This window comes from Collinsella sp. AM43-1, from assembly GCF_003467925.1.
Classification (GTDB): Bacteria; Actinomycetota; Coriobacteriia; order Coriobacteriales; family Coriobacteriaceae; genus Collinsella.
The window spans coordinates 1-19,755 of record NZ_QSFR01000001.1; the positions used below are offsets into that span (position 1 = coordinate 1).

At 60.2% G+C, this 19,755-nt stretch carries 25 protein-coding genes; 1 reads left to right on the forward strand and 24 read right to left on the reverse strand.

Features of this window, described 5'->3' with window-relative positions; translation table 11 throughout:
• Window positions 1-70 precede the first annotated feature (70 nt).
• Both tyrS and DW925_RS00010 read right to left on the reverse strand, forming a co-directional pair.
• The gene (tyrS, locus tag DW925_RS00005; RefSeq protein ID WP_117629202.1) at window positions 71-1,282 is read right to left on the reverse strand and encodes a tyrosine--tRNA ligase; all 1,212 of its coding nucleotides are present in this window, start codon (window positions 1,280-1,282) and stop codon (window positions 71-73) included.
• A 97-nt stretch (window positions 1,283-1,379) separates the two neighbouring features.
• The gene (locus tag DW925_RS00010) at window positions 1,380-3,356 is read right to left on the reverse strand and encodes a U32 family peptidase (protein WP_158551615.1); all 1,977 of its coding nucleotides are present in this window, start codon (window positions 3,354-3,356) and stop codon (window positions 1,380-1,382) included.
• Between the two features lie 162 nt (window positions 3,357-3,518).
• Between DW925_RS00010 and DW925_RS00015 the strand changes: the two genes are divergently transcribed.
• A complete protein-coding gene (locus tag DW925_RS00015) occupies window positions 3,519-5,735 on the forward strand; it encodes a transglycosylase domain-containing protein (RefSeq protein ID WP_117629204.1) in 2,217 nt (738 codons plus the stop codon).
• Window positions 5,736-5,919: 184 nt separating this feature from the next.
• On the opposite strand, the gene DW925_RS00020 is transcribed toward DW925_RS00015, so the two are convergent.
• From DW925_RS00020 to DW925_RS00125, 22 genes are all read right to left on the reverse strand, one after another.
• On the reverse strand, window positions 5,920-6,357 hold the full coding sequence (locus tag DW925_RS00020; RefSeq protein ID WP_006235280.1) for an arginine repressor: 438 nt from the start codon (window positions 6,355-6,357) through the stop codon (window positions 5,920-5,922).
• A gap of 132 nt (window positions 6,358-6,489) precedes the next feature.
• Entirely contained in the window at window positions 6,490-7,488 is a 999-nt protein-coding gene (locus DW925_RS00025; RefSeq protein ID WP_158549267.1) for a glycosyltransferase, read from the reverse strand.
• 203 nt (window positions 7,489-7,691) lie between these two features.
• Window positions 7,692-8,516: a tRNA pseudouridine(38-40) synthase TruA gene (truA, locus tag DW925_RS00030; protein WP_117629206.1), complete on the reverse strand. Its 825-nt coding sequence runs from the start codon at window positions 8,514-8,516 to the stop codon at window positions 7,692-7,694.
• 92 nt (window positions 8,517-8,608) lie between these two features.
• Complete coding sequence (gene rplQ, locus DW925_RS00035) at window positions 8,609-9,076, reverse strand: 50S ribosomal protein L17 (RefSeq protein WP_006235277.1); 468 nt, start codon at window positions 9,074-9,076, stop codon at window positions 8,609-8,611.
• A gap of 30 nt (window positions 9,077-9,106) precedes the next feature.
• A complete protein-coding gene (locus DW925_RS00040) occupies window positions 9,107-10,048 on the reverse strand; it encodes a DNA-directed RNA polymerase subunit alpha (RefSeq protein WP_006235276.1) in 942 nt (313 codons plus the stop codon).
• A gap of 32 nt (window positions 10,049-10,080) precedes the next feature.
• Window positions 10,081-10,677, reverse strand: a complete 597-nt coding sequence (gene rpsD / locus DW925_RS00045) for a 30S ribosomal protein S4 (RefSeq protein ID WP_006235275.1) — start codon at window positions 10,675-10,677, stop codon at window positions 10,081-10,083.
• Window positions 10,678-10,696: 19 nt separating this feature from the next.
• Complete coding sequence (gene rpsK, locus DW925_RS00050; protein WP_006235274.1) at window positions 10,697-11,101, reverse strand: 30S ribosomal protein S11; 405 nt, start codon at window positions 11,099-11,101, stop codon at window positions 10,697-10,699.
• A gap of 14 nt (window positions 11,102-11,115) precedes the next feature.
• Window positions 11,116-11,490 carry a 30S ribosomal protein S13 gene (rpsM, locus tag DW925_RS00055; protein ID WP_022094275.1) on the reverse strand — a complete coding sequence of 125 codons (375 nt, stop codon included), beginning with the start codon at window positions 11,488-11,490 and terminating at the stop codon, window positions 11,116-11,118.
• 14 nt (window positions 11,491-11,504) lie between these two features.
• The gene (rpmJ, locus tag DW925_RS00060; protein ID WP_006363204.1) at window positions 11,505-11,618 is read right to left on the reverse strand and encodes a 50S ribosomal protein L36; all 114 of its coding nucleotides are present in this window, start codon (window positions 11,616-11,618) and stop codon (window positions 11,505-11,507) included.
• Window positions 11,619-11,768: 150 nt separating this feature from the next.
• Window positions 11,769-11,987 carry a translation initiation factor IF-1 gene (gene infA / locus DW925_RS00065; protein ID WP_035137443.1) on the reverse strand — a complete coding sequence of 73 codons (219 nt, stop codon included), beginning with the start codon at window positions 11,985-11,987 and terminating at the stop codon, window positions 11,769-11,771.
• A 148-nt stretch (window positions 11,988-12,135) separates the two neighbouring features.
• Window positions 12,136-12,924, reverse strand: a complete 789-nt coding sequence (gene map, locus DW925_RS00070) for a type I methionyl aminopeptidase (protein WP_006235270.1) — start codon at window positions 12,922-12,924, stop codon at window positions 12,136-12,138.
• Entirely contained in the window at window positions 12,921-13,547 is a 627-nt protein-coding gene (locus DW925_RS00075) for an adenylate kinase (RefSeq protein WP_055252238.1), read from the reverse strand. Before DW925_RS00075 ends, map begins: the two co-directional genes overlap by 4 nt.
• An 18-nt stretch (window positions 13,548-13,565) precedes the next feature.
• Window positions 13,566-14,852: a preprotein translocase subunit SecY gene (secY, locus tag DW925_RS00080; protein ID WP_035137447.1), complete on the reverse strand. Its 1,287-nt coding sequence runs from the start codon at window positions 14,850-14,852 to the stop codon at window positions 13,566-13,568.
• Window positions 14,846-15,295, reverse strand: a complete 450-nt coding sequence (gene rplO, locus DW925_RS00085; RefSeq protein WP_006235267.1) for a 50S ribosomal protein L15 — start codon at window positions 15,293-15,295, stop codon at window positions 14,846-14,848. The genes secY and rplO overlap by 7 nt, the downstream gene beginning before the upstream one ends.
• Before the next feature lie 3 nt (window positions 15,296-15,298).
• Entirely contained in the window at window positions 15,299-15,481 is a 183-nt protein-coding gene (gene rpmD, locus DW925_RS00090) for a 50S ribosomal protein L30 (protein ID WP_006235266.1), read from the reverse strand.
• Between the two features lie 2 nt (window positions 15,482-15,483).
• Window positions 15,484-16,008: a 30S ribosomal protein S5 gene (gene rpsE / locus DW925_RS00095; RefSeq protein ID WP_055252236.1), complete on the reverse strand. Its 525-nt coding sequence runs from the start codon at window positions 16,006-16,008 to the stop codon at window positions 15,484-15,486.
• Between the two features lie 14 nt (window positions 16,009-16,022).
• Entirely contained in the window at window positions 16,023-16,391 is a 369-nt protein-coding gene (rplR, locus tag DW925_RS00100) for a 50S ribosomal protein L18 (protein ID WP_006235264.1), read from the reverse strand.
• Window positions 16,392-16,466: 75 nt separating this feature from the next.
• A complete protein-coding gene (gene rplF / locus DW925_RS00105; protein ID WP_006235263.1) occupies window positions 16,467-17,003 on the reverse strand; it encodes a 50S ribosomal protein L6 in 537 nt (178 codons plus the stop codon).
• A gap of 33 nt (window positions 17,004-17,036) precedes the next feature.
• Window positions 17,037-17,435, reverse strand: a complete 399-nt coding sequence (rpsH, locus tag DW925_RS00110) for a 30S ribosomal protein S8 (RefSeq protein WP_006235262.1) — start codon at window positions 17,433-17,435, stop codon at window positions 17,037-17,039.
• Between the two features lie 119 nt (window positions 17,436-17,554).
• Window positions 17,555-17,740, reverse strand: a complete 186-nt coding sequence (locus tag DW925_RS00115) for a type Z 30S ribosomal protein S14 (RefSeq protein ID WP_022094280.1) — start codon at window positions 17,738-17,740, stop codon at window positions 17,555-17,557.
• Between the two features lie 79 nt (window positions 17,741-17,819).
• Window positions 17,820-18,377: a 50S ribosomal protein L5 gene (rplE, locus tag DW925_RS00120; protein WP_006235260.1), complete on the reverse strand. Its 558-nt coding sequence runs from the start codon at window positions 18,375-18,377 to the stop codon at window positions 17,820-17,822.
• A 325-nt stretch (window positions 18,378-18,702) separates the two neighbouring features.
• Window positions 18,703-19,746 carry an XdhC family protein gene (locus DW925_RS00125; RefSeq protein WP_117583041.1) on the reverse strand — a complete coding sequence of 348 codons (1,044 nt, stop codon included), beginning with the start codon at window positions 19,744-19,746 and terminating at the stop codon, window positions 18,703-18,705.
• Between the last annotated feature and the right edge of the window lie 9 nt (window positions 19,747-19,755).

The window sequence follows — 19,755 nt, forward strand, 5'->3', positions numbered from 1 at the left end:
TGAAAGGCAGATTGCCGCTCTGGCGGGTTTGCAGCGTCAACCGGTTACGCGGTTTGGTAAAACCGCGTAACTAAACCAACTTAAAGCCCTTGCGCTTGCCCACGGAGAGGGTGTCGCCCAGTTTGAGGGCGCTCGGATCGATGTTGTAGCTCTTGGGAGCCACAGCCTTGCCGTTGATCTTGACGCCGCCGCCGTCGATGTCGCGGCGGGCCTGACCGGCGCTGGCCGAAAGGCCCAGGTCCTTGAGCAGGCCGGCGAGGTAAATCTGACCCTCGTCGTTGACGGTCAGCTCAACGTGCTTCTCGGGGAAGTCGGCAAGCTGGCCCTCCTTGAACACGCGGTCGAACTCGGCCTGTGCCTCGTCGCCGGCGCCGGCGCCGTGGTAGGTGTCGCACAGGTCGCGGCCCAGTGCGCGCTTGAGCTCATAGGGGTCGGCGGAGCCATCGGCCAGGGCGGCATCGATCTTGTCGACCTCGGCCGGGGCGAGCGAGCTGGCCAGACGATAGTACTTGCCGATCATCTCGTCGGGGATGGACATGGTCTTGCCGAACATATCCTTGGGAGCGTCGGTCAGGCCGATGTAGTTGCCATAGGACTTGGACATCTTGCGCACGCCGTCGGTGCCCTCGAGCAGCGGCATGGTAAGCGCGATCTGCGGCTCCATGCCCATCTTCTCCATGAGCTCGCGGCCGGCGAGCAGGTTGAAGAGCTGGTCGGTGCCGCCCATCTCGACGTCGGCCTTGATCTGAACGGAGTCGAAGGCCTGCATCACGGGGTACAGAAACTCGTGCAGGGCAATCGGCGTCTGGGACTGGTAGCGCTTGGTAAAGTCGTCGCGCTCAAGGATGCGGGCGACGGTGAACTTGGAGCACACCTGCAGCAGGCCGGCCAGGTCCATCGAAAGGATCCAGTCGCCGTTGTGCACGATGGTGGTCTTCTCGGGGTCCAGGATCTTCATGGCCTGGCTCACGTAGGTCTCGGCGTTGGCCTCGATCTGCTCCTGCGAAAGCTGCGGGCGGGTGGAGTTCTTGCCCGAGGGGTCGCCGATCAGCGCAGTGCCGTTGCCGATGATAAGGGTGACGTTGTGGCCCAGGTCCTGGAACTGACGCATCTTGCGCAGGGGCACGGCATGGCCCAGGTGCAGGTCGGGGCTGGTGGGATCGACGCCGAGCTTGATGTTGAGGGGCTCGCCCTTCTCAAGCTTCTTGCGAAGGTCGGCCTCGGGGACGATCTGCGCTGCACCCGAGGTGATGATACGCATTTGCTCGTCAACAGACAGCATTGGGTATCCTCCTTTTGCTATAGCACCCTCACCGGATACGGCGGTGCTGGAAGTTCATAAACCCACTAATAATAACCAAAACAGCGCGACGCGGCACCTACGACAGGAAAATCCTCGTCCTGCCGCACGCGTCGATAACGACCGGCAAACGCGTGCCGTCACGTTCGACCAAAAAGCGCGCCTGCTGACGGCGCGAGCAGTCACGGCAACGGACCTGCCCCGTTGCATCCGTGGCGCAGGCGCCCTCGGCAGTCAGCAAGCAGTGCTCGCACACCATGAGCTCGGGACGGTCGGCATCGACAGGCCCCAAGACACCGGGGCAAGCGGCAAGCTCGGCAACACGCTCCGCATCATTGCCGAGCAACTCGGCCGACAAGCACACCCGCCCCGCACCGAGTCCGCGCAGCCAGGTAAGCGTGGCCCGATTGGCACAGAACACCGGCGCCGCCACGTCAAACGTTGTGCCCAGCTCGCGGGCCATCGCCACTTGTCCCAGATTGCGGCAGACGACGCGCCCGGCACGCTGCATAAGCGCCCGAGTCCGCTCGGCGTCGCCCGCGCGGCACACTTCGTCGAGCACCACCGTTGTATCGGACAGATCTCGCTCATCGCGCGGACCCACATCCATCAGCTCCCAGGCAAAGACCATACGAGCAAAATCCTCGCGCTTTACCGGCCCCGCCGACCCCGCCAACTCCGTCGACGCGCCGCCATCCACCGCAGCGTCCTCAAAGGGCAGCACCTCAACGGCACGCGCAACGGGCGCAATCGCATCCGCCTCGGCCCGCATGCGCTCCAACACCGCCGTCGTCTGATCCAACACGCCGGCGCTGCGAATCAGATAGACCTCGCAGCCCGCGTCCACCTTACGCTTGCAATGCACGACGACGCGCTTCCCCGCTGCGGCATCCACCGGGCAGGGCACCTGCGGCCAGCGCTTGGGCACATCGGGACGCGCGTCGACACCCGGATAGAACCGAATCTCGAGCGTGTCACCCGCCGCCACGGCGGCATCGAGCTCAACGGTCACCTCTTCGTGGCCCACAGCGACCAAGCGCCCCACGCGCACGCCCTGGTTGATCGCGCGCTCAAAGCTCATGAGCTCGGCACCCGAACGACCCCGCAGGTAAGCATCGGTAAACCCACGGTTAAACGACCTTCCCAGCTCGCGTTCAAGCTCTTCCACGGCACCGGAGTCCCACGCGCCGTCGCACAGCATATCGAGTGCCCGACGCCACACCCTCACCACGTTGAATACGTAATCGGGATTCTTCATGCGTCCCTCGATCTTGAGCGATGCCACGCCGGCGGCAACAAGCTCGGGCAGGTGCGCGATACCCAGATAGTCACGCGGACAAAGCAGGCGGTCTCCCTCGACGGCAACAACACTCTGCCCCGCCTCGTCCACTAGGTCGTACGCCAGACGGCACGGCTGCGTGCAGTCGCCGCGCATCGCCGAGCGCCCACGCCGCAGGGCCGAGAACTCGCACGCCCCCGAATAGCCGATGCAAATCGCACCGTGGCAGAATACCTCGATGGGCACGCCCGTGGCACATAGCGCCGCAATCTCGTCGACCGTCAGCTCGCGTGCCGTCGTCACGCGCTCGACCCCCAGTTCATCGGCGGCAAGCCGCACGGCACCCTCGCTATGAGCGCCCGCCTGCGTGGACAGGTGAATCTCGACCCCGGGAATCGCCGCGCGCAGCGCGCAGGCCAACCCGGCATCGGCGACAATCAGAGCATCGGCGCCCAGCTCCAGTGCATGAGCTCCCAACGCCACCGCGTCGGACAACTCATCGTCAAACACGAACACGTTGAGCGTTACGTACACATGCACGCCATGGGCATGCGCCACGGCGCAGCCGCGCGCAAACTCGTTATCCGTAAAGCCATGGGCGCTCACACGGGCGTTAAAGCCGCCCAACCCCGCATAGATGGCATCGGCACCCGCGGCGATAGCCGCAAGCATCTGGTCGAGTCCGCCCGCCGGCGCCAGCAGCTCGGGCAGCGCCGCACTGACAACATCCAATCCAGTCTCGTATTGTCCGCTCGGCCCCATCGTCCGAATCGCCATCGACAAACTCCTTACCAAGGTATGCATTCACTCTGAAAAATGCCGTCTTCCAGCATACACGAGGCCTCGCGCGCCCCGTTTGGTTTATCGTGTAATAACTTATGTCCATCCTGCCCCGACGGCACATCCACCGTCTGGCACGACATACCTGGAGGTCAATATATGGGTCCTCGCCAACGACAGGGACACAGCCGTTCAAAGACGCACGCCCTGCCCATAATCCTGCTCTCGTTTTTGGGCTTTCTGCTGATTGCGGGCGTGGCGTTTGGCATCGGCATGGTCGGTAACGTCAACCGCTGGCTGTCCGATCTGCCCGACTACACCGACGCCAACGCGTATCTGGTGAGCGAGCCCACCGAGATCGTCGACTGTAACGGCAACAAGATCGCGAGCTTCTACACGCAAAACCGCAAGTCCATCACCAAGGACGAGGTCTCCCCCTACGTGCTGCAGGGCACCGTTGACGTCGAGGACGAGCGCTTCTACGAGCACGGCGGTATCGACCTGTGGGGTATCGCGCGTGCTGCGGTGGCAACCCTCGGCGGCGGGCACGAAGGCGCCTCGACGATCACCCAGCAGCTTGTGCGCAACACCATCCTGCAGGAGGAGCAATTCGACTCGACCATTGAGCGTAAGGTGCGCGAGGCCTACATCGCCATCAAGATGGAGGACATGTACTCCAAAGACGAGATCCTCATGATGTACCTCAACACCATCTATTACGGCCACGGCGCCTACGGCATCGAGGCCGCAGCCGAGACCTATCTGTCCAAGAGCGCCGCCGACCTCACCCTGAGCGAGGCCGCGCTACTCATCGGCCTTCCCAACTCGCCTTCGCAGTACGACCCCACGGTCAATCCCGATCTGGCACTGTCTCGCCGCAACAAGGTTCTCGACAACATGCTGCGCCTGGGCCACATCACCCAGGAGGAGCACGATGCCGCACAGGCCGAGCCCATCACCCTCAATGTGACCGAAATCTCGGGCAGCGGCGTCGACGTATACTCGCAGCCCTACTTTGTCTCCTACGTCAAGCAGCTGCTGGAGCAGGAGTTCTCGACCGACGTGCTCTTTAAGGGCGGCCTGACCGTCAAGACCACCATCGACCCCACGATGCAGCAGGTGGCAGAGAATGCCGTCCGCGAGCAGCTCGACACGCTCTCGCTTGACGGCCTGGACATGGGCATGGTCGTCGTCGACCCCAAGACCGGCTACATCAAGTGCATGGTGGGCGGCTACGACTACAACGCCGACGAGAACCACGTAAACCATGCCACGGCCAAGCGTCCCGTCGGCTCCACCTTTAAGGCCTTTACGCTGGCAACTGCCATCCAAAACGGCATGAACCCCAACGTCACCCTCAACTGCAACTCGCCGCTCAAGGCCAAGGGCACCACGACCGAGGTCCAAAATTACGCCAACCAGAGCTACGGCAACATCACGCTTAAGCAGGCGACGGCATACTCCTCCAACACCGGCTACATCCAGGTGGCGGAAGCCGTCGGCAACAGCAAGATCATCTCGCTCGTCAAAAAGCTCGGCATCGACCCCGCCAAGGACAACATCGAGGACGTTCCCGTCATGACGCTCGGCACCGGCTCGATCTCGCCACTCGAGATGGCCGCCGCCTACGCGACGTTTGCCAACGGCGGCTACTATCGCCAGCCGATCGCCATCACCGAGATTGATTCTCGTACCGGTTCGGTGCTGTACCAGCACACCGACAATCCCTCACAGGTGCTTACCGAGGGCGAGGCCGCCGCGGTCACCGATGTTCTGTCCGGCGTCATGAAGGGCAGCGGTACGGGTGCTGCCGGCGCCCTGAGTGTCAACCAGCCCTATGCCGGCAAGACGGGCACCACCGACAACACCACCAACCTTTGGTTCTGCGGCTATACCCCGCAGCTGGCGTGCGCCCTGTGGACCGGCTATTCCGCGGGCGAGATCCCCATCCAAAAGTACGGCACGGACCTGCTGGGCGACAGCACCAACCTGCCTGTCTTTAAGCGGTTTATGAACACCGTTCTGACCGGTACCGAGCGCGAGGAGTTTGCGACCGGAACGGCGCCCACCTACAAGAACAACAGCGTCTGGAAGTTCTACGGCACCAACAACACCAAGAAGTCGGAGAACGACGACAAGGACGAGGACGAAGAGGAAGAGGAAACCACCACAACAACTACCACGACGACCACGACCACCGAGACCACGGGCGGCGACACCACCGGCGGCACCGGTACGACCGGTGGCTCGACGGGCGGCTCCACTGGTGGCTCGACGGGCGGCTCCACTGGTGGCTCGACCGGCGGCGATGGCGGCACGCCTACGCCTACGCCCACTCCCGACCCCTCGCCCACGCCTGACGATACGGTCGGCTAAGAAGTACGCGACTAAAGCCAACAAGGCCCCGAGCAGCTTATTGAACTGCTCGGGGCCTTTTAGTTTGAAGCGACCTGGTGGGCGGTCTTTATACCGGCAAACAAAAAGGGGTACCGACCAACGTCGATGCCCCTTACAAGCCACTATGTCAGCGCACGCAATGCCGAGCGCGCGGCCCGCACACCTACTTGCGAGAATTGCTCAGCTTATTGATCAGCGCCTCGAGGCGCTCGCCGTCCTCGGCCGTCTGGGCAATAACCAAAATCGTATCGTTGCCGGCAAGCGAGCCAAGCACATCGGGCAACTCTGCCGCATCAACGGCGGCGGCGATGCCGGAAGCCGTGCCAGGCTGAGCCTTGATCATAACCAGATTATCGGTACGCAGAACGCCCGTTACGAGCTCGGAAACCATACGCTGCAGGTGCAGGTCCTCTGCCAGAACATAGATGCCCTCAGGGAGCTTACGCAGCCCCATATCGGCAATATCGCGAGAGACAGTCGCCTGCGTGCAATCAAAGCCCATAGCACGGAGCTCATCGACCAGCACGCGCTGCGTGCGGACATCCTTATTGCGCACAATATCTCTAATGGCATCCTGGCGCCCATTGCGTTTTTTAGCCATACAAACCCTCTCTCCAAAAGATGGCGGAGACAATCAATCAGTGATTGAATAGTTTAACGCTATTTGAAGGCTTTTGTGTATAAGAACGCATTTCGAAACAATTCTATGCAAGTTTGTTTCGTAATGAGCCGTTTAGGCGGTTTTTGCGCCCGTCCGGTTAAGAAAAGCTGCCAGATGCGTACACATCACGCAGCGCGCGGGCTTGGCGCTGGCGATCGGCCCAAACAACAGACCGAGTCCCCGATGGTTATCCTTGAGCGCGGCGACCATCTGACGGGTTCGAGGCGCCTCGAGCATATCACGCATGCGGGCGGAACGCTCGATTGACGACACTCCATGCGGGCTCAGACACAAATTCTCGATGCAGGCGACCAGTCCGGCAAAGTAGAACTTTTGGCTTGCCAGCTTGAGCCGACCACCGCTATCTGCTTCCGAGAGTGAGTCCGCAAGCTCGTCGAGCGCCCGGGCGTCATCGGATACCTTGGCATACATGGTGGGATCAAAGGCATCTGTAAGCTTAGGCGCCGCCGCGTGGAAACAAGCGTCGCCGCATCCGGAGACGCGCTGTGCCTGCGAGAGCGCGCACGCCATAAACCCAACCGTGCGAAACGTCTTATCGCACAAAAGACATGCCTCAAACAGTGGACGGCTGTACATCACGCCAGAGACTTGAGCAACCAAGCCGCCTAAAATCAACTGGGGCAGCCCAGTCACCATAGAAGACTCGTCTTCTATGGCAATAGAGGCAGCATCCAAGACGCGCGAATGACGCTCGCGATGCGCATCGTATCGATCGAGCGACACCGAGGGGAGCACAATGTCTGCCGCAGTATCGCACGCGATATCGACCATCTTGGAAAGGGCCTGCGGAGCAAACCACTCATCGGCGTTCATGGCGATGATTTGAGAGCCGCGCGAGGCATCAAAACCGGCACGAAGACAAGCGCCGCGCTTCGCGTCCTCGACGTCAATCAAATCAATATGGATGTCCCTGTCGGCAGCAACTTGAAGCGAATGGCGCACACCGGGCACAGCATCGCGGCAGACAACGACAATCTGCAAATCATAGAGGTCTTGGTTCTGGATACTCTCGAGCGCACGCATCGCATAGCTGGGCGAACCTTCTACCACAAGGATCACCGAAAGTCGCGGATGCGAACAACGTCGAACCAAGTTTTCCATCCTCTCGATAGCACCAAATCAAACTGTCGTTCATGGTACACCCGAGCTATAAAAGCAACGAGCCGCCTAACATGTTGCACGCCAAGAACAGATGTTGCACACGCGCAGCTCACACATAGTATGTGCAAGGCACAGACGCGCCGAGCACTCCCCTAGTCGAGAACGACAAGCTCGTCGGGGCCGTAATCCACACCCATAAACGTAAGGCCGCAGGCAGGCGCCGTGGGACCCGCAGCGGTTCGGTCACGGGCGTCAATAACCTCGCGCATCCACTGGGGATCGCGACGATGCATGCCAATCTCCACGAGCGTTCCTACAATGGTACGCACCATCGAGTGCAAAAACGCATTGCCCTCGATAGTGAAGGTCAGGATATCCTCGCCAAAAGCGACCTCGTGGCCAAACTCCGCACGCATCACGCAGCGGTGCGTGGGCTTGCCCACAGCAGAGGCAACCTTGCAAAAGCTCTTAAAGTCCTGCTCGCCCAAAAGCGCAGGGCAGGCGGCCGCCATCGCATCGACGTCGAGGGGATAGCGATGCCACCACACCGCACCGCGCGAGAGCACGGGGCGCGCATCGCGATCGGCAATACGGTACGTATACGTACGGGACCGCGCGTCAAAGCGGGCAGAAAAGCCCCTACGGGCCTTGTAGACCTCGTTTATGGCGATATCTTTGGGCAGGAGGGCATCCATAGCCCTCAGCCACCTACGGCGCGTCAGAGCAAGCTCAGCGTCCGTTACGGGCACGCTAATGTACTGGGCCACCGCATGCACGCCGGCATCGGTACGACCCGCACACGTCAGATCGATCGGGCGGCGCAGCAGCGTCTCGATAGCGCGGCGCAACTCGCCCGCAACGGTCGTCTGGCCCGGCTGCTCGGCAAATCCGCTATAGGACGAGCCATCATAGGCAACACAGAATACAAGCGTGGCATCGAGCTCAGGAATCGAATTGAAATCAGACGGCGCGGTCATGGGCGCTCCCAACAAACAATCAACGGTATCGCGACAAAAAAAGAGGGGTACGCGAACGTACCCCTCGAATATAGCCTATGCAGACGGATTGTCTACTCAGCGGTCTCCTCAGCAGGAGCCTCCTCGACGGCCTCGACCTTCTTGGGAGCAGCGGCCTTCTTGGGGGCCGGAGCAGCCTTCTTGGCCTTAGGCGTGCAAGGCTCGGTGACGAGCTCCATGATAACGATAGGAGCGTTGTCGCCCTTACGGTTGCCGAGCTTCATGATGCGGGTATAACCGCCGTTGCGGTCCTGCCACATGCCCTGGGCAGCCTTGTCGAAGATCTCGGCAACGAGCTGCTTATCGCCGAGCTTGGCGATAGCCAGACGACGAGAGTGCAGGTCGCCCTTCTTGGCCCAAGTGATGATCGGATCGACGACCGAACGCAGCGCCTTAGCGCGGGTCTCGGTGGTCTTGATGCGGTCGTTCTCGAAGAGGGCCTTAGCAAGGCTCTTCTTCATGGCCTTGGTGTGGCTCGCATCGGTGCCGAGCTTCAGGCCCTTCTTAACGTTGTGACGCATGGTCTAGTTTCTCCTCAAATATGCGAAGCATTAAGCCTTCAGGCTCAGGCCCATGGACTCAAGCTTGTCCTTCACTTCCTCGATCGACTTAACACCGAAGTTACGGATGTTGAGCAGATCGTTCTCCGAGAACTCAACGAGTTGACGGACCGAGTGAATGCTGGCGCGCTTAAGGCAGTTGTAAGAACGGACGGAAAGGTCCAGATCCTCGATCTGCTTGTCCAGCTCGGCGTTGTCGTTGGTGACCTCGGGAGCGAAGATCGAAGCCTCCTCCTCAACCTCGGGGGTCTCGGCAAGGTTCATAAAGGCGGCCATATGCTGATTGATGATATTGGCAGCCTGGACCACGGCGTCGCGCGGGGCGATGGAGCCGTTGGTCTCGATCTCGAGGACAAGGCGGTCGTAGTCGGTGTGCTGACCGACACGGCAAGCCTCAACGAGCTTGGCGCAACGGGAAACCGGCGAGTACAGCGAGTCGACGTGGATCACACCGATGGGATCGTTGTCGCGCTTGTTGGCCTCGCCAGAGACATAGCCGCGGCCATAGCCGATGCGCATGCTCATGGTGAGATGGCCACCCTCGGTGAGCGTAGCGATGTGCTGCTCGGGGTTGACCAGCTCAAACTCGGACGGAATAAAGAAGTCCGCACCGGTGACCTCGCAGGGGCCGTCAACCGAGATGGTGGCGGTCGCCTCGTCGGTCGTGCCGAGAGCCCTGAAGACAAGACCCTTGACATTCAGGACGATGTCGGTGACATCCTCGACCATGTTAGGGATGGTCATGAACTCGTGCTGCGCACCATCGATCTGAATAGCCTCGACGGCGGCACCCTCGAGCGAGGACAGAAGAACGCGACGAAGGGAGTTACCCAGCGTATCGCCGTAACCACGCTCGAGCGGCTCGACGGAGACACGAGCAGACGTCTCGTTGATCTCTTCGACCTGAACCTGAGGCCTAATGAATTCTGACATGTATTACCTCCAGCCTCAGCAGCCCGGATGGACTACTTAGAGTAGAGCTCGACGATGAGCTGCTCGTTGATATCACCGCTGATCTGCTCACGCGTCGGCAGAGCGAGCACGTTACCAGACAGCTTCTCGATATCGACCTCGAGCCAGCCAGGGACCTCAAAGCGCTCGGAGGAAATCAGGGCCTCCTTGATGGGGAGGAGGTCACGGAACTTCTCGCCGACAGCGACGACGTCGCCGGCCTTGACGCGGTAGGACGGGATGTCCACACGCTTGCCGTTCACGGTGAAGTGACCGTGACGGACGGACTGACGAGCCTCTTTGCGGGTGCGGGCGAAGCCAAGACGGAAGACGACGTTGTCGAGGCGAGACTCAAGGATGATCATGAGGTTCTCACCGGTGACGCCGTTCATCTTGCGGGCCTTGTTGAAGTAGCCGTGGAACTGCTTCTCCAGAACGCCATAGATGAACTTGACCTTCTGCTTCTCGCGCAGCTGCATGCCGTACTCAGATTCCTTGCGACGGCGCTTGGGCTGACGGATAGATTCCTTCTTGCTGCTGTAACCGAGCTCAGCGGGATCGATCCCGAGCTGACGGCAGCGCTTAAGAACAGGAGTCCTGTCGATTGCCATATTGATACGATCCTTTCAGTTACACGCGGCGACGCTTCTTGGGGCGGCAGCCGTTGTGCGGAATGGGGGTCTTGTCCTGGATGCTCGAGACCTCGAGGCCAGCAGCCTGGAGGGAGCGGATGGCGGTCTCACGACCGGAGCCGGGGCCCTTGACGAAGACGGAAACCTTCTTCATACCGTGCTCCATGGCCTGCTTGGCAGCAGCCTCGGCAGCCATCTGGGCAGCGAACGGCGTGGACTTACGGGAGCCCTTGAAGCCCACCTGGCCAGCCGACTTCCAGGAAATGACGTTGCCCTGGGGATCGGTGATCGAAACGATCGTGTTGTTGAACGTAGAACGAATGTGAGCCTGGCCCACGGAAATGTTCTTACGGTCCGCGCGCTTCAGACGGGCAGCGCGAACGTTCTTCTTAGCAGTAGCCATCTATCTAGCGCTCCTTATTTCTTCTTCTTAGCACCGATCTGACGCTTCGGGCCCTTGCGGGTACGAGCGTTAGTGTGGGTGCGCTGGCCGCGGACCGGGAGGCCCTTGCGGTGACGAAGGCCGCGGTTGCAGCCGATGTCCATAAGGCGCTTGACGTTCTGGTTGCGCTCACGGCGGAGGTCGCCCTCAACCATGATCTGGTTCTTATCGATATAATCGCGGATGGCGTTAACCTCATCCTCGGTGAGGTCCTTAACGCGCGTATCCACGTTAACGTTGCACTCGACGCAGATCTTCGTCGCAGTGGTGCGGCCGATGCCGTAAATGTAGGTCAGACCGATCTCAACGCGCTTCTCACGCGGGAGGTCGACACCATTAATACGGGCCAACGTAGTCTCCTCTCTTAACCCTGACGCTGCTTATGACGGGGGTTCTCGCAAATGACGAGGACCTTGCCATGGCGCCTAATGATTTTGCACTTATCGCACATCTTCTTGACCGAAGGACGTACCTTCATCGTTCTTCCTTTCGGTAGCGCTCAAACTACTTCCCTACTATCTACTCGCCCAGCCGCAGGCGTTTAAAACTATGGCTGGTCTTCACACACAATCCGACCGTAGGTTGAGCTAAGCCTGCAGCCGGAAGTGGAGTGCGTGTATGCGTGCCGCTATTTGTAGCGATAGGTGATGCGGCCACGGGTCAGGTCGTACGGGGAAAGCTCCACGACAACCCTGTCACCGGGGAGAATACGGATGTAATTCATTCGAATCTTGCCAGAAATGTTGCACAGAACCGAATGACCGTTCTCGAGCTCGACCTTAAACATGGCGTTGGGCAGCGGCTCCTTTACCGTACCCTCGAGCTCAATTGCGTCTTCCTTCTTCACAAGCAATCATCTTTCTCTAGAAAACGACAGCGATTGAGTATTCTACAATACGCATGCACGTATCGTAATATCTTCGTAATGGCTCCACAACTAAGCGGAACTTGTTACTTTTCAGAAATGTAGATGCCGACGTGTTTGAACGCGGCCCCTACATTTCACCGCCCTGCAAGGAACACCAAGCACCTTGGGCATCCGTGGTGAGAATCACCGGACCGTCATTGGTAATGGCGACGGTATTCTCGTAGTGCGCGGCGGGCAGGTGGTCGTTGGTCGTAACAATCCAACCGTCGGAGCCCGTGCTCACATGGTTGGAACCCATCGTAACCATCGGCTCGATGGCAATGACCATGCCGGCCTGGAGGCGAACGCCCCTCCCCTTCTTTCCATAGTTAGGAACGTTGGGGTCCTCGTGCATCACGCGGCCAATGCCATGGCCCACATAGTCACGAAGCACGCCGTAACCGTGAGACTCGGCGAGGGACTGAACGGCATAACCGACGTCCCCGATATGGTTACCGGGAACAGCCTGCTCGATGGCAGCCTTAAGACAATCGCGCGTGACCTCGCACAGGGCCTTAGCCTCGGGCGTGGGGGTGCCGACGAAAAACGTCCAAGCGTTATCGCCGACCCAACCGTCGACAACGGCTCCCGTATCGATGGAGATGATATCGCCATCGCGCAGGATCATGTCGGGGTTGGGAATACCGTGGACCACGGCATCATTGATCGATGCGCAAATGGTCCCCGGGAACCCGCCGTAACCCTTAAAGGCCGGGGTGCCGCCATGCATGCGGATAATCTGCTCCGCAAGCTGATCGAGCTCAAAAGTCGAAACACCGGGGCGCACCATGGCTCCAACGTGGCGGAGCGCCATCTTAGATAGCGCTCCTGCCTTCTTCATCTGCTCGATTTGCGTTGCAGACTTAATCTTGATCATAGACCGAGAGCCTCTTTGACATCCCCGTACACGGTCTCGCGAGCCTGGTCGCCGTTGACCGACTTGAGCAGACCCTGGCCACGATAGTAGTCGACGAGCGGGCTCGTGGACTTCTCGTAGACGTCGAGACGATTCTTGATGGTCTCGGGCTTGTCGTCGTCGCGCTGATACATCTCGCCGGCGCACTTGGGGCAGGTAGCATCGGCAGCGGTGCCGGTGTAACCACAGGCGCGGCAGGTGCGACGCGAAGACAGACGATCGATGATGACCTCGGGGGCCACGTCGACCAGAAGGGCGCAGTCGATCTCGCGACCCATGGCGGAGAGCTCGGAGTCGAGCGTCACAGCCTGGGCGGTGTTGCGCGGGAAGCCGTCGAGGATGAAGCCCTGCTGGGCGTCATCGGCAGCAAGGCGCTCCTTGACAAGGTCGATCACGAGCTGGTCGGGAACGAGCTCGCCAGCGTCCATGTACTTCTTAGCCTGAATACCAAGCTCGGTGCCACCCTTGACGGCAGCACGCAGCAGGTCGCCCGTGGAAATGTGAGCGACGCCAAACTCGGCGACGAGCTCCTGCGCGACGGTGCCCTTACCGGCACCCGGAGCTCCGAGCAATACGAGGTTCATGAGCAATCCTCCTCTAGCCTATTTAAAGAATCCATCGTAATCATACATCTTGATCTGGCCTTCGAGCTTATCGACCGTGTCGAGCACGACGCCGACCATGATGAGGATGGACGTGCCGCCAAATGCCTGGATCAGATGGTTACCCGTGAAGGAGAAGATGATCGAAGGCACGATGGCGATGAGCGCCAAAAAGACAGCGCTGGGAAGCGTGATCTTGTTGAGCGCGTTCTTGATGTAGGCCGCGGTAGCCCTACCCGGACGGACGCCCGGAATAAAGCCACCCTGCTTCTTAAGGTTGTCGGCCGTGTCATCGGGGTTGAACACCATGGAGGTGTAGAAGTACGCGAAGAACACGATGAGGACAACGTTAAGCACCCAGTTGAGCCAACCGGTCGAAAGCGCAGAGGCAACTGCCTGAATCCAGCCGATGCCGGGGAAGAACACGGCAATCTGAGCCGGGAAGTACAGCAGCGCCGAGGCAAAGATGATCGGCACGACGCCCGCGGTGTTGACCTTGATGGGCAGGTAGGTGGTCTGGCCACCCATCATGCGACGGCCCACGACGCGCTTGGCATAGGAGACCGGGATGCGGCGCTGGCCGCGCTCAAGGAAAACAATCAGCGGGATAACCAGCAGGATGATGGCGCAGATGATCACCATGGTGATGATGCCACCGGCATTACCCTCGGTGCTGGAGAAGATAGCCTGCGGAAGGCCGGCCATGATGTTCGCAAAGATGATCAGCGACATGCCATTGCCGATACCGCGCTGGGTGATGAGCTCACCAATCCACATGATCAGCATAGCGCCTGCGGTGAGCGTACCGACGATCATGAGGTCGAAGATGATCTCGGGAGCGCCGGCGCCATTGAAGCTGATGCCGAAGCTCTTAAAGAGGAAGAGGTAACCCACGGAGTTGAGGATTGCCAGAGCCAGGGTGAGGTAACGCGAATACTGCGTAATCTTGGTCTGACCGACCTCGCCCTCGCGGGCAAGCTCATGCAGGGAAGGCACGACGGCCTGGAGCATCTGGAGGATGATCGAGCTGGTGATGTAAGGCATGATGCCCAGCGAAAACACCGACACATAGCTCAACGCGCCGCCAGAGAAAAGATTCAGGAGGGCCATAGCACCTGCGGCGACCGAATTGTTATCGGTCGAGAAAAGGCCCAGCATCCCCTGGAAGGGAATGCCGGGCACAGGAACGTGCGCACCAATGCGGTACACGACGAGCATAGCTATGGTAAAAAGAATCTTTTCGCGCAATTCTTTGATGCGGAAAGCATTCTTAAGACCATTTAGCACGGCAGCTCGACCTTTCCGCCAGCGGCCTCGATCTTGGCCTGCGCAGAAGCGCTGACCTTGTCGACCTTGACCGTGAACTTCTTGGTGAGCTCACCATTGCCGAGCACCTTGACGGGCTCGAACTCGCTCTTGGTGATGCGAGCGGCCTTAAGAGCGGCACCGTCGATTACGGCGCCGTCCTCGAACTTACGCTCGAGACGCTCAACGTTAACAGCGGTGTACTCGATACGACGGGGGTTGCGGAAGCCCGGAAGCTTGGGCAGGCGCATAGCCAGCGGAGTCTGGCCACCCTCGAAGCCGGCACCCTTGGTGCCACCAGAGCGGGAACCCTGGCCCTTCTGGCCGCGGCCAGAAGTGGTGCCGTGACCCGAAGAATTGCCACGGCCGACGCGCTTGCGGTTCTTGGTGGAACCGGGCGCGGGAGTAAGATCGTGAAGCTGCATTTGCTACTCCTCTACAATCTCGACAAGGTGCTTGACCTTGAAGATCATGCCGCGGACGGACTCGTTGTCAGCAATCTCGCGAACCTCGCGGATCCTGTGGAGACCGAGGGCACGGACAGTACGGACCTGGTCCTGCTTGCAACCGTTGGTGCTGCGGACCTGCTTGATCTTGATGGTGTCAGCCATGCTTAGTTCTCCTTACCGACGAACATCTCGGAGACCGTCAGGCCACGGCGAGCCGCGACGTCCTCAGGGCTGGAGAGCTCCTTGAGGCCCTCGACGGCAGCCTTGATGATGTTGAGGCCGTTGTCGGTACCGAGGGACTTGGACAGGACGTTCTTGATGCCAGCAAGCTCGAAGAGGGGACGCACAGCGCCGCCGGCGATAACGCCGGTACCCTCGACAGCGGGCTTGATGATGATGCGGCCGGCACCAAAGTGGCCGAGAACCTCGTGCGGGATGGTGCCCTGCTCGGTCACCGGCACGTGGAACATGTTCTTCTTGGCATCGAGAGACGCCTTGGAGATGGCCAGGGGCACCTCAGCGGACTTGCCCATACCAACGCCGACGTTGCCCTTGCCGTCGCCAACGACGACGAGAGCGACGAGGCTCATGCGACGACCACCCTTGACGGTCTTCGACACGCGGTTGATGTAAACGACGCGCTCCTCGAACTCGGAGGCCTCGCGCTGCTGCTTCTGATTACGAGCCATGTGCTACATACCTCCTAGAACTCGAGACCGGCGGCACGAGCACCGTCGGCGAGGGCCTTGACGCGGCCATGGTAGATACGGCCACCGCGATCGAAGGCGACCTTGGTGATGCCGGCCTCGATGGCACGCTTGCCAACGAGCTGACCGACCTTCTCCGCAGCCTCCTTGTTCGAGGTGTGGGTGCCCTTGAACTCGGCCTCGAGGGTCGAGGCAGAGACGAGCGTCAGGCTGGAGCCCTTGCTGTCGTCGATGATCTGGGCATAGATGTTGGCGTTAGTACGGGTCACGCGAAGACGCGGACGCTCGGAGGTACCCGAGACCTTGCCGCGAACACGACGCTGACGACGCTTGAGGCCTTCCAGCTTCGCCTTATGCTTGTTCATACGTAAACTCCTAAAAAGGTTGATCTTGCCAGCACCTGACGGGGTGCTGGTCTTATGCGAGTGAGTCGGTTACGACTACTTGGCGGCCTTACCCAGCTTGCGGCGGATGTGCTCGCCAACGTAGTGGATACCCTTGCCCTTGTAAGGCTCGGGAGGACGATGGCCGCGGATCTCAGCGGCGATCTGACCGACCTGCTGCTTGTTGATACCCTTGACGTTCACGTGGGTGTTGTCGGGAACCTCGAAGGTGATGCCCTCGGGAGCCTCGACGATCACGGGGTGCGAGAAGCCCAGGGAGAACTCGAGGTTCTTACCCTTCTGCTGCACGCGGTAACCGACGCCGGCGAGCTCGAGCTTCTTCTCGAAGCCCTCGGAAACGCCAACAACCATGTTGTGGATGAGGGCGCGGGTGAGGCCGTGGCGGGCACGGGTCTCACGCTCGTCGTCGGGACGGGAAACGGTGAGGACGTTGTCCTCGACGTTGATAGCGAGCTTCTCAAAGACATCGAGCTCGAGCTGGCCCTTGGGGCCCTTGACGACAACGTTGTTGCCGTTGACTGCCACTTCGACTCCGGCGGGAATCTGGACAGGCTTATTACCGATACGAGACACGGTGATCTCCTTTCCTTCTACCTACCGAGCGAATTACCAGACGTAAGCGATGATCTCGCCGCCGACGTTGTGCTTGCGAGCATCGCGGTCGGTCATGACGCCATGGCTGGTGGAAATAATGGCGGTACCAAGGCCACCGCGGACGCGGGGCATGTCGGCAACGCCGGTGTACTTACGCAGGCCCGGCTTGGAAATGCGGCGGATGCCGTTGATGACCTTAGCCTTCTTGGGACCATACTTAAGCGTGATGTGCAGAGTCTTCTGGGGAACGGTGTCCTCGACATCGTAGCCCTCGATGTAGCCCTCCTCGTGCAGAACACGAGCGATCTCGACGAGCTTCTTGCTGCTCGGCATGGAGACCGTGGCCTTGTTCACAGAGTTAGCGTTACGGATGCGCGTAAGCATATCTGCGATCGGGTCTGTAAGGTTCATACAGATTCTCCTTCGTTCTTGATGAACACGTGCTCTTGGTTCTTCGCCGCCCTTAACGGCAAAGCCTTTTTAGCGCGTTTTCCCTGTTCCAAACTGATGCTTGAAACGCTGGTAGTGACTTACCAGCTGGCCTTCTTAACGCCGGGAAGCTCGCCCTTGAGTGCAAGCTCGCGGAAGCAGACACGGCACAGGCCGAACTTGCGGTACACAGAGTGCGGACGGCCGCAGCGCTGGCAGCGCGTGTACTCACGAGTAGAGAACTTCTGCTTGCGATTGCACTTGACGATCATCGATGTCTTAGCCACTTATATCCTCCTCACATAGAGTATTGTTCGCCCCAAGCGCCGCCCCCTTCTGGGAACGGCGCTCATAGGGCAGGTGAACCTATTTCTTGAACGGGAAACCGAAGGCGTCCAGAAGGGCCTTGGCCTCCTCATCGGTGTTGGCGGTGGTCACGAAAGTGATGTCCATACCACGCTGGTGATCGACGGAGTCGAAGTCGATTTCGGGGAAGATGAGCTGCTCGGTGACGCCCATGGAGAAGTTACCACGGCCGTCGAAGCTCTTGGCGGAGATGCCGCGGAAGTCGCGGATACGGGGGATTGCGACAGAGGTCAGACGATCGAAGAACTCCCACATACGGTCGCCACGCAGGGTAACCTTGCAGCCGATCGGCATACCAGCGCGCAGGCGGAAGGTAGCGATGGACTTGCGGGCACGGGTGATCATCGGCTGCTGGCCGGTGATGGCGCGCAGGTCGCGCACGGCACCGTCGATGGCCTTGGAATCGGTAGCGGCCTCGCCGACACCCATGTTCACGACGATCTTCTCAAACTTGGGGATCATCATGACGTTCTCGTACTGGAACTTGTCCTGAAGCTGCTGCTTGACCTCGTTGTTGTACTTGGTCTTCAGACGCGGCACATACTTCTCTTCTGCCATTGTTCACTCCTTCTTGGGGTTTTAAGCACGGGGCGTGGCCACGATGGGTTGTCCTCGTGCCTCCTGGCTGCATCCGCGCCGCTCATGGCATTACGCGGTTTGGACTCGACACAGCAGGAGCCGACAAAACAATCGGTACTATACGCGCATCGGGAGCGTTTTTCCAGAAAAACCTCGTCTGCCTGCACAACTCCACAACTCCCCCGCACAAACCGATCCGCATGCGACGGAGGAAAATGACAGTTGCGGTGAAATAGGGACTGTTTGACGGCTTAACTGGCTTAAACAGCCCGCATTTCACCGCAACTTATTGATGGGGATGCGACTAGCGCTTGCGGGGGACGAGTTTGGTGCGGCGCAGGTGGATCATCTCGGCGGCGATGGAGATGGCAATCTCCTCGGGATCCTCGGCCTCGATGGCAACGCCGATCGGCAGGTGCAGCTCGTCGATCTGGTCCTGCGTAAAGCCCTCCTGCTCCAAACGGGCGCGCACAAAGGCCGTCTTGCGGCGCGAGCCCAAGCAGCCCAGATAGGCGGGTTTAGCGCGCATGGCCTGAATCACCACGTCGATATCGGACTTGTGGCCTGCTGTGGCCACGACCACCAAGTCGCGCGGGCCGATGGGGCACTGCTTGCTCAGGTTCTTGTAATCGACCAGGCGACGATCGTAGACACCGGGCACCCATTCGGGCGTCAGCGTGCCGGGGCGGTCATCGCACGCCACAACGGCAAAGCCCGCCGCCGTGAGTACGCGCGCCGTCGCAGCGCCCACGTGTCCGCAGCCAAAGATGTAGGTCAGGCCCTCGGGGCAGAGCGTCTCGATGTGCGCCGGGGGAATCTCGGAGGCGGCGTTGGTGTAGGTGACCTTACTCCCCTCCTCCACCAGCGAAAGCTCGGGGCAGCCCGCAATGGTATGGCGCGATGCCCCGCCATGGTACTCGGCCACATCGCCCTCGAGCGCGTTTGCGATAAACGGTTCAAAGTCGATGACGAAGTCGCCGATGCGTCGATACGCCAAGACGTCGGCAACCGACTGGAACAACAGCACCTGCGATACATCCAGGTGCAGATAGCACAGGCAGATGGCTCCGCCGCAGATCATGCCGGTATCGGAGTTCTCGCCGCCCATGGTGTAGCGGACCAGACGCGATTGCCCTGCGGCCAGCAGCTCGCGCGCCTCGTTCAGCGCAAAGAGCTCGATCTTGCCGCCGCCGATGGTACCTGCTTGGCTGCCATCGGCAAAGACGGCCATCCAGGCGCCCACGCCGCGCGGCGATGACCCTGCCGTGCCGGCAACTACCACCAGCTCGCACGTCTTACCGGCCTTCAGAGCGCCAAGCGCAGCATTCACCACATCGAGCTTTTCCATTGCAATTTC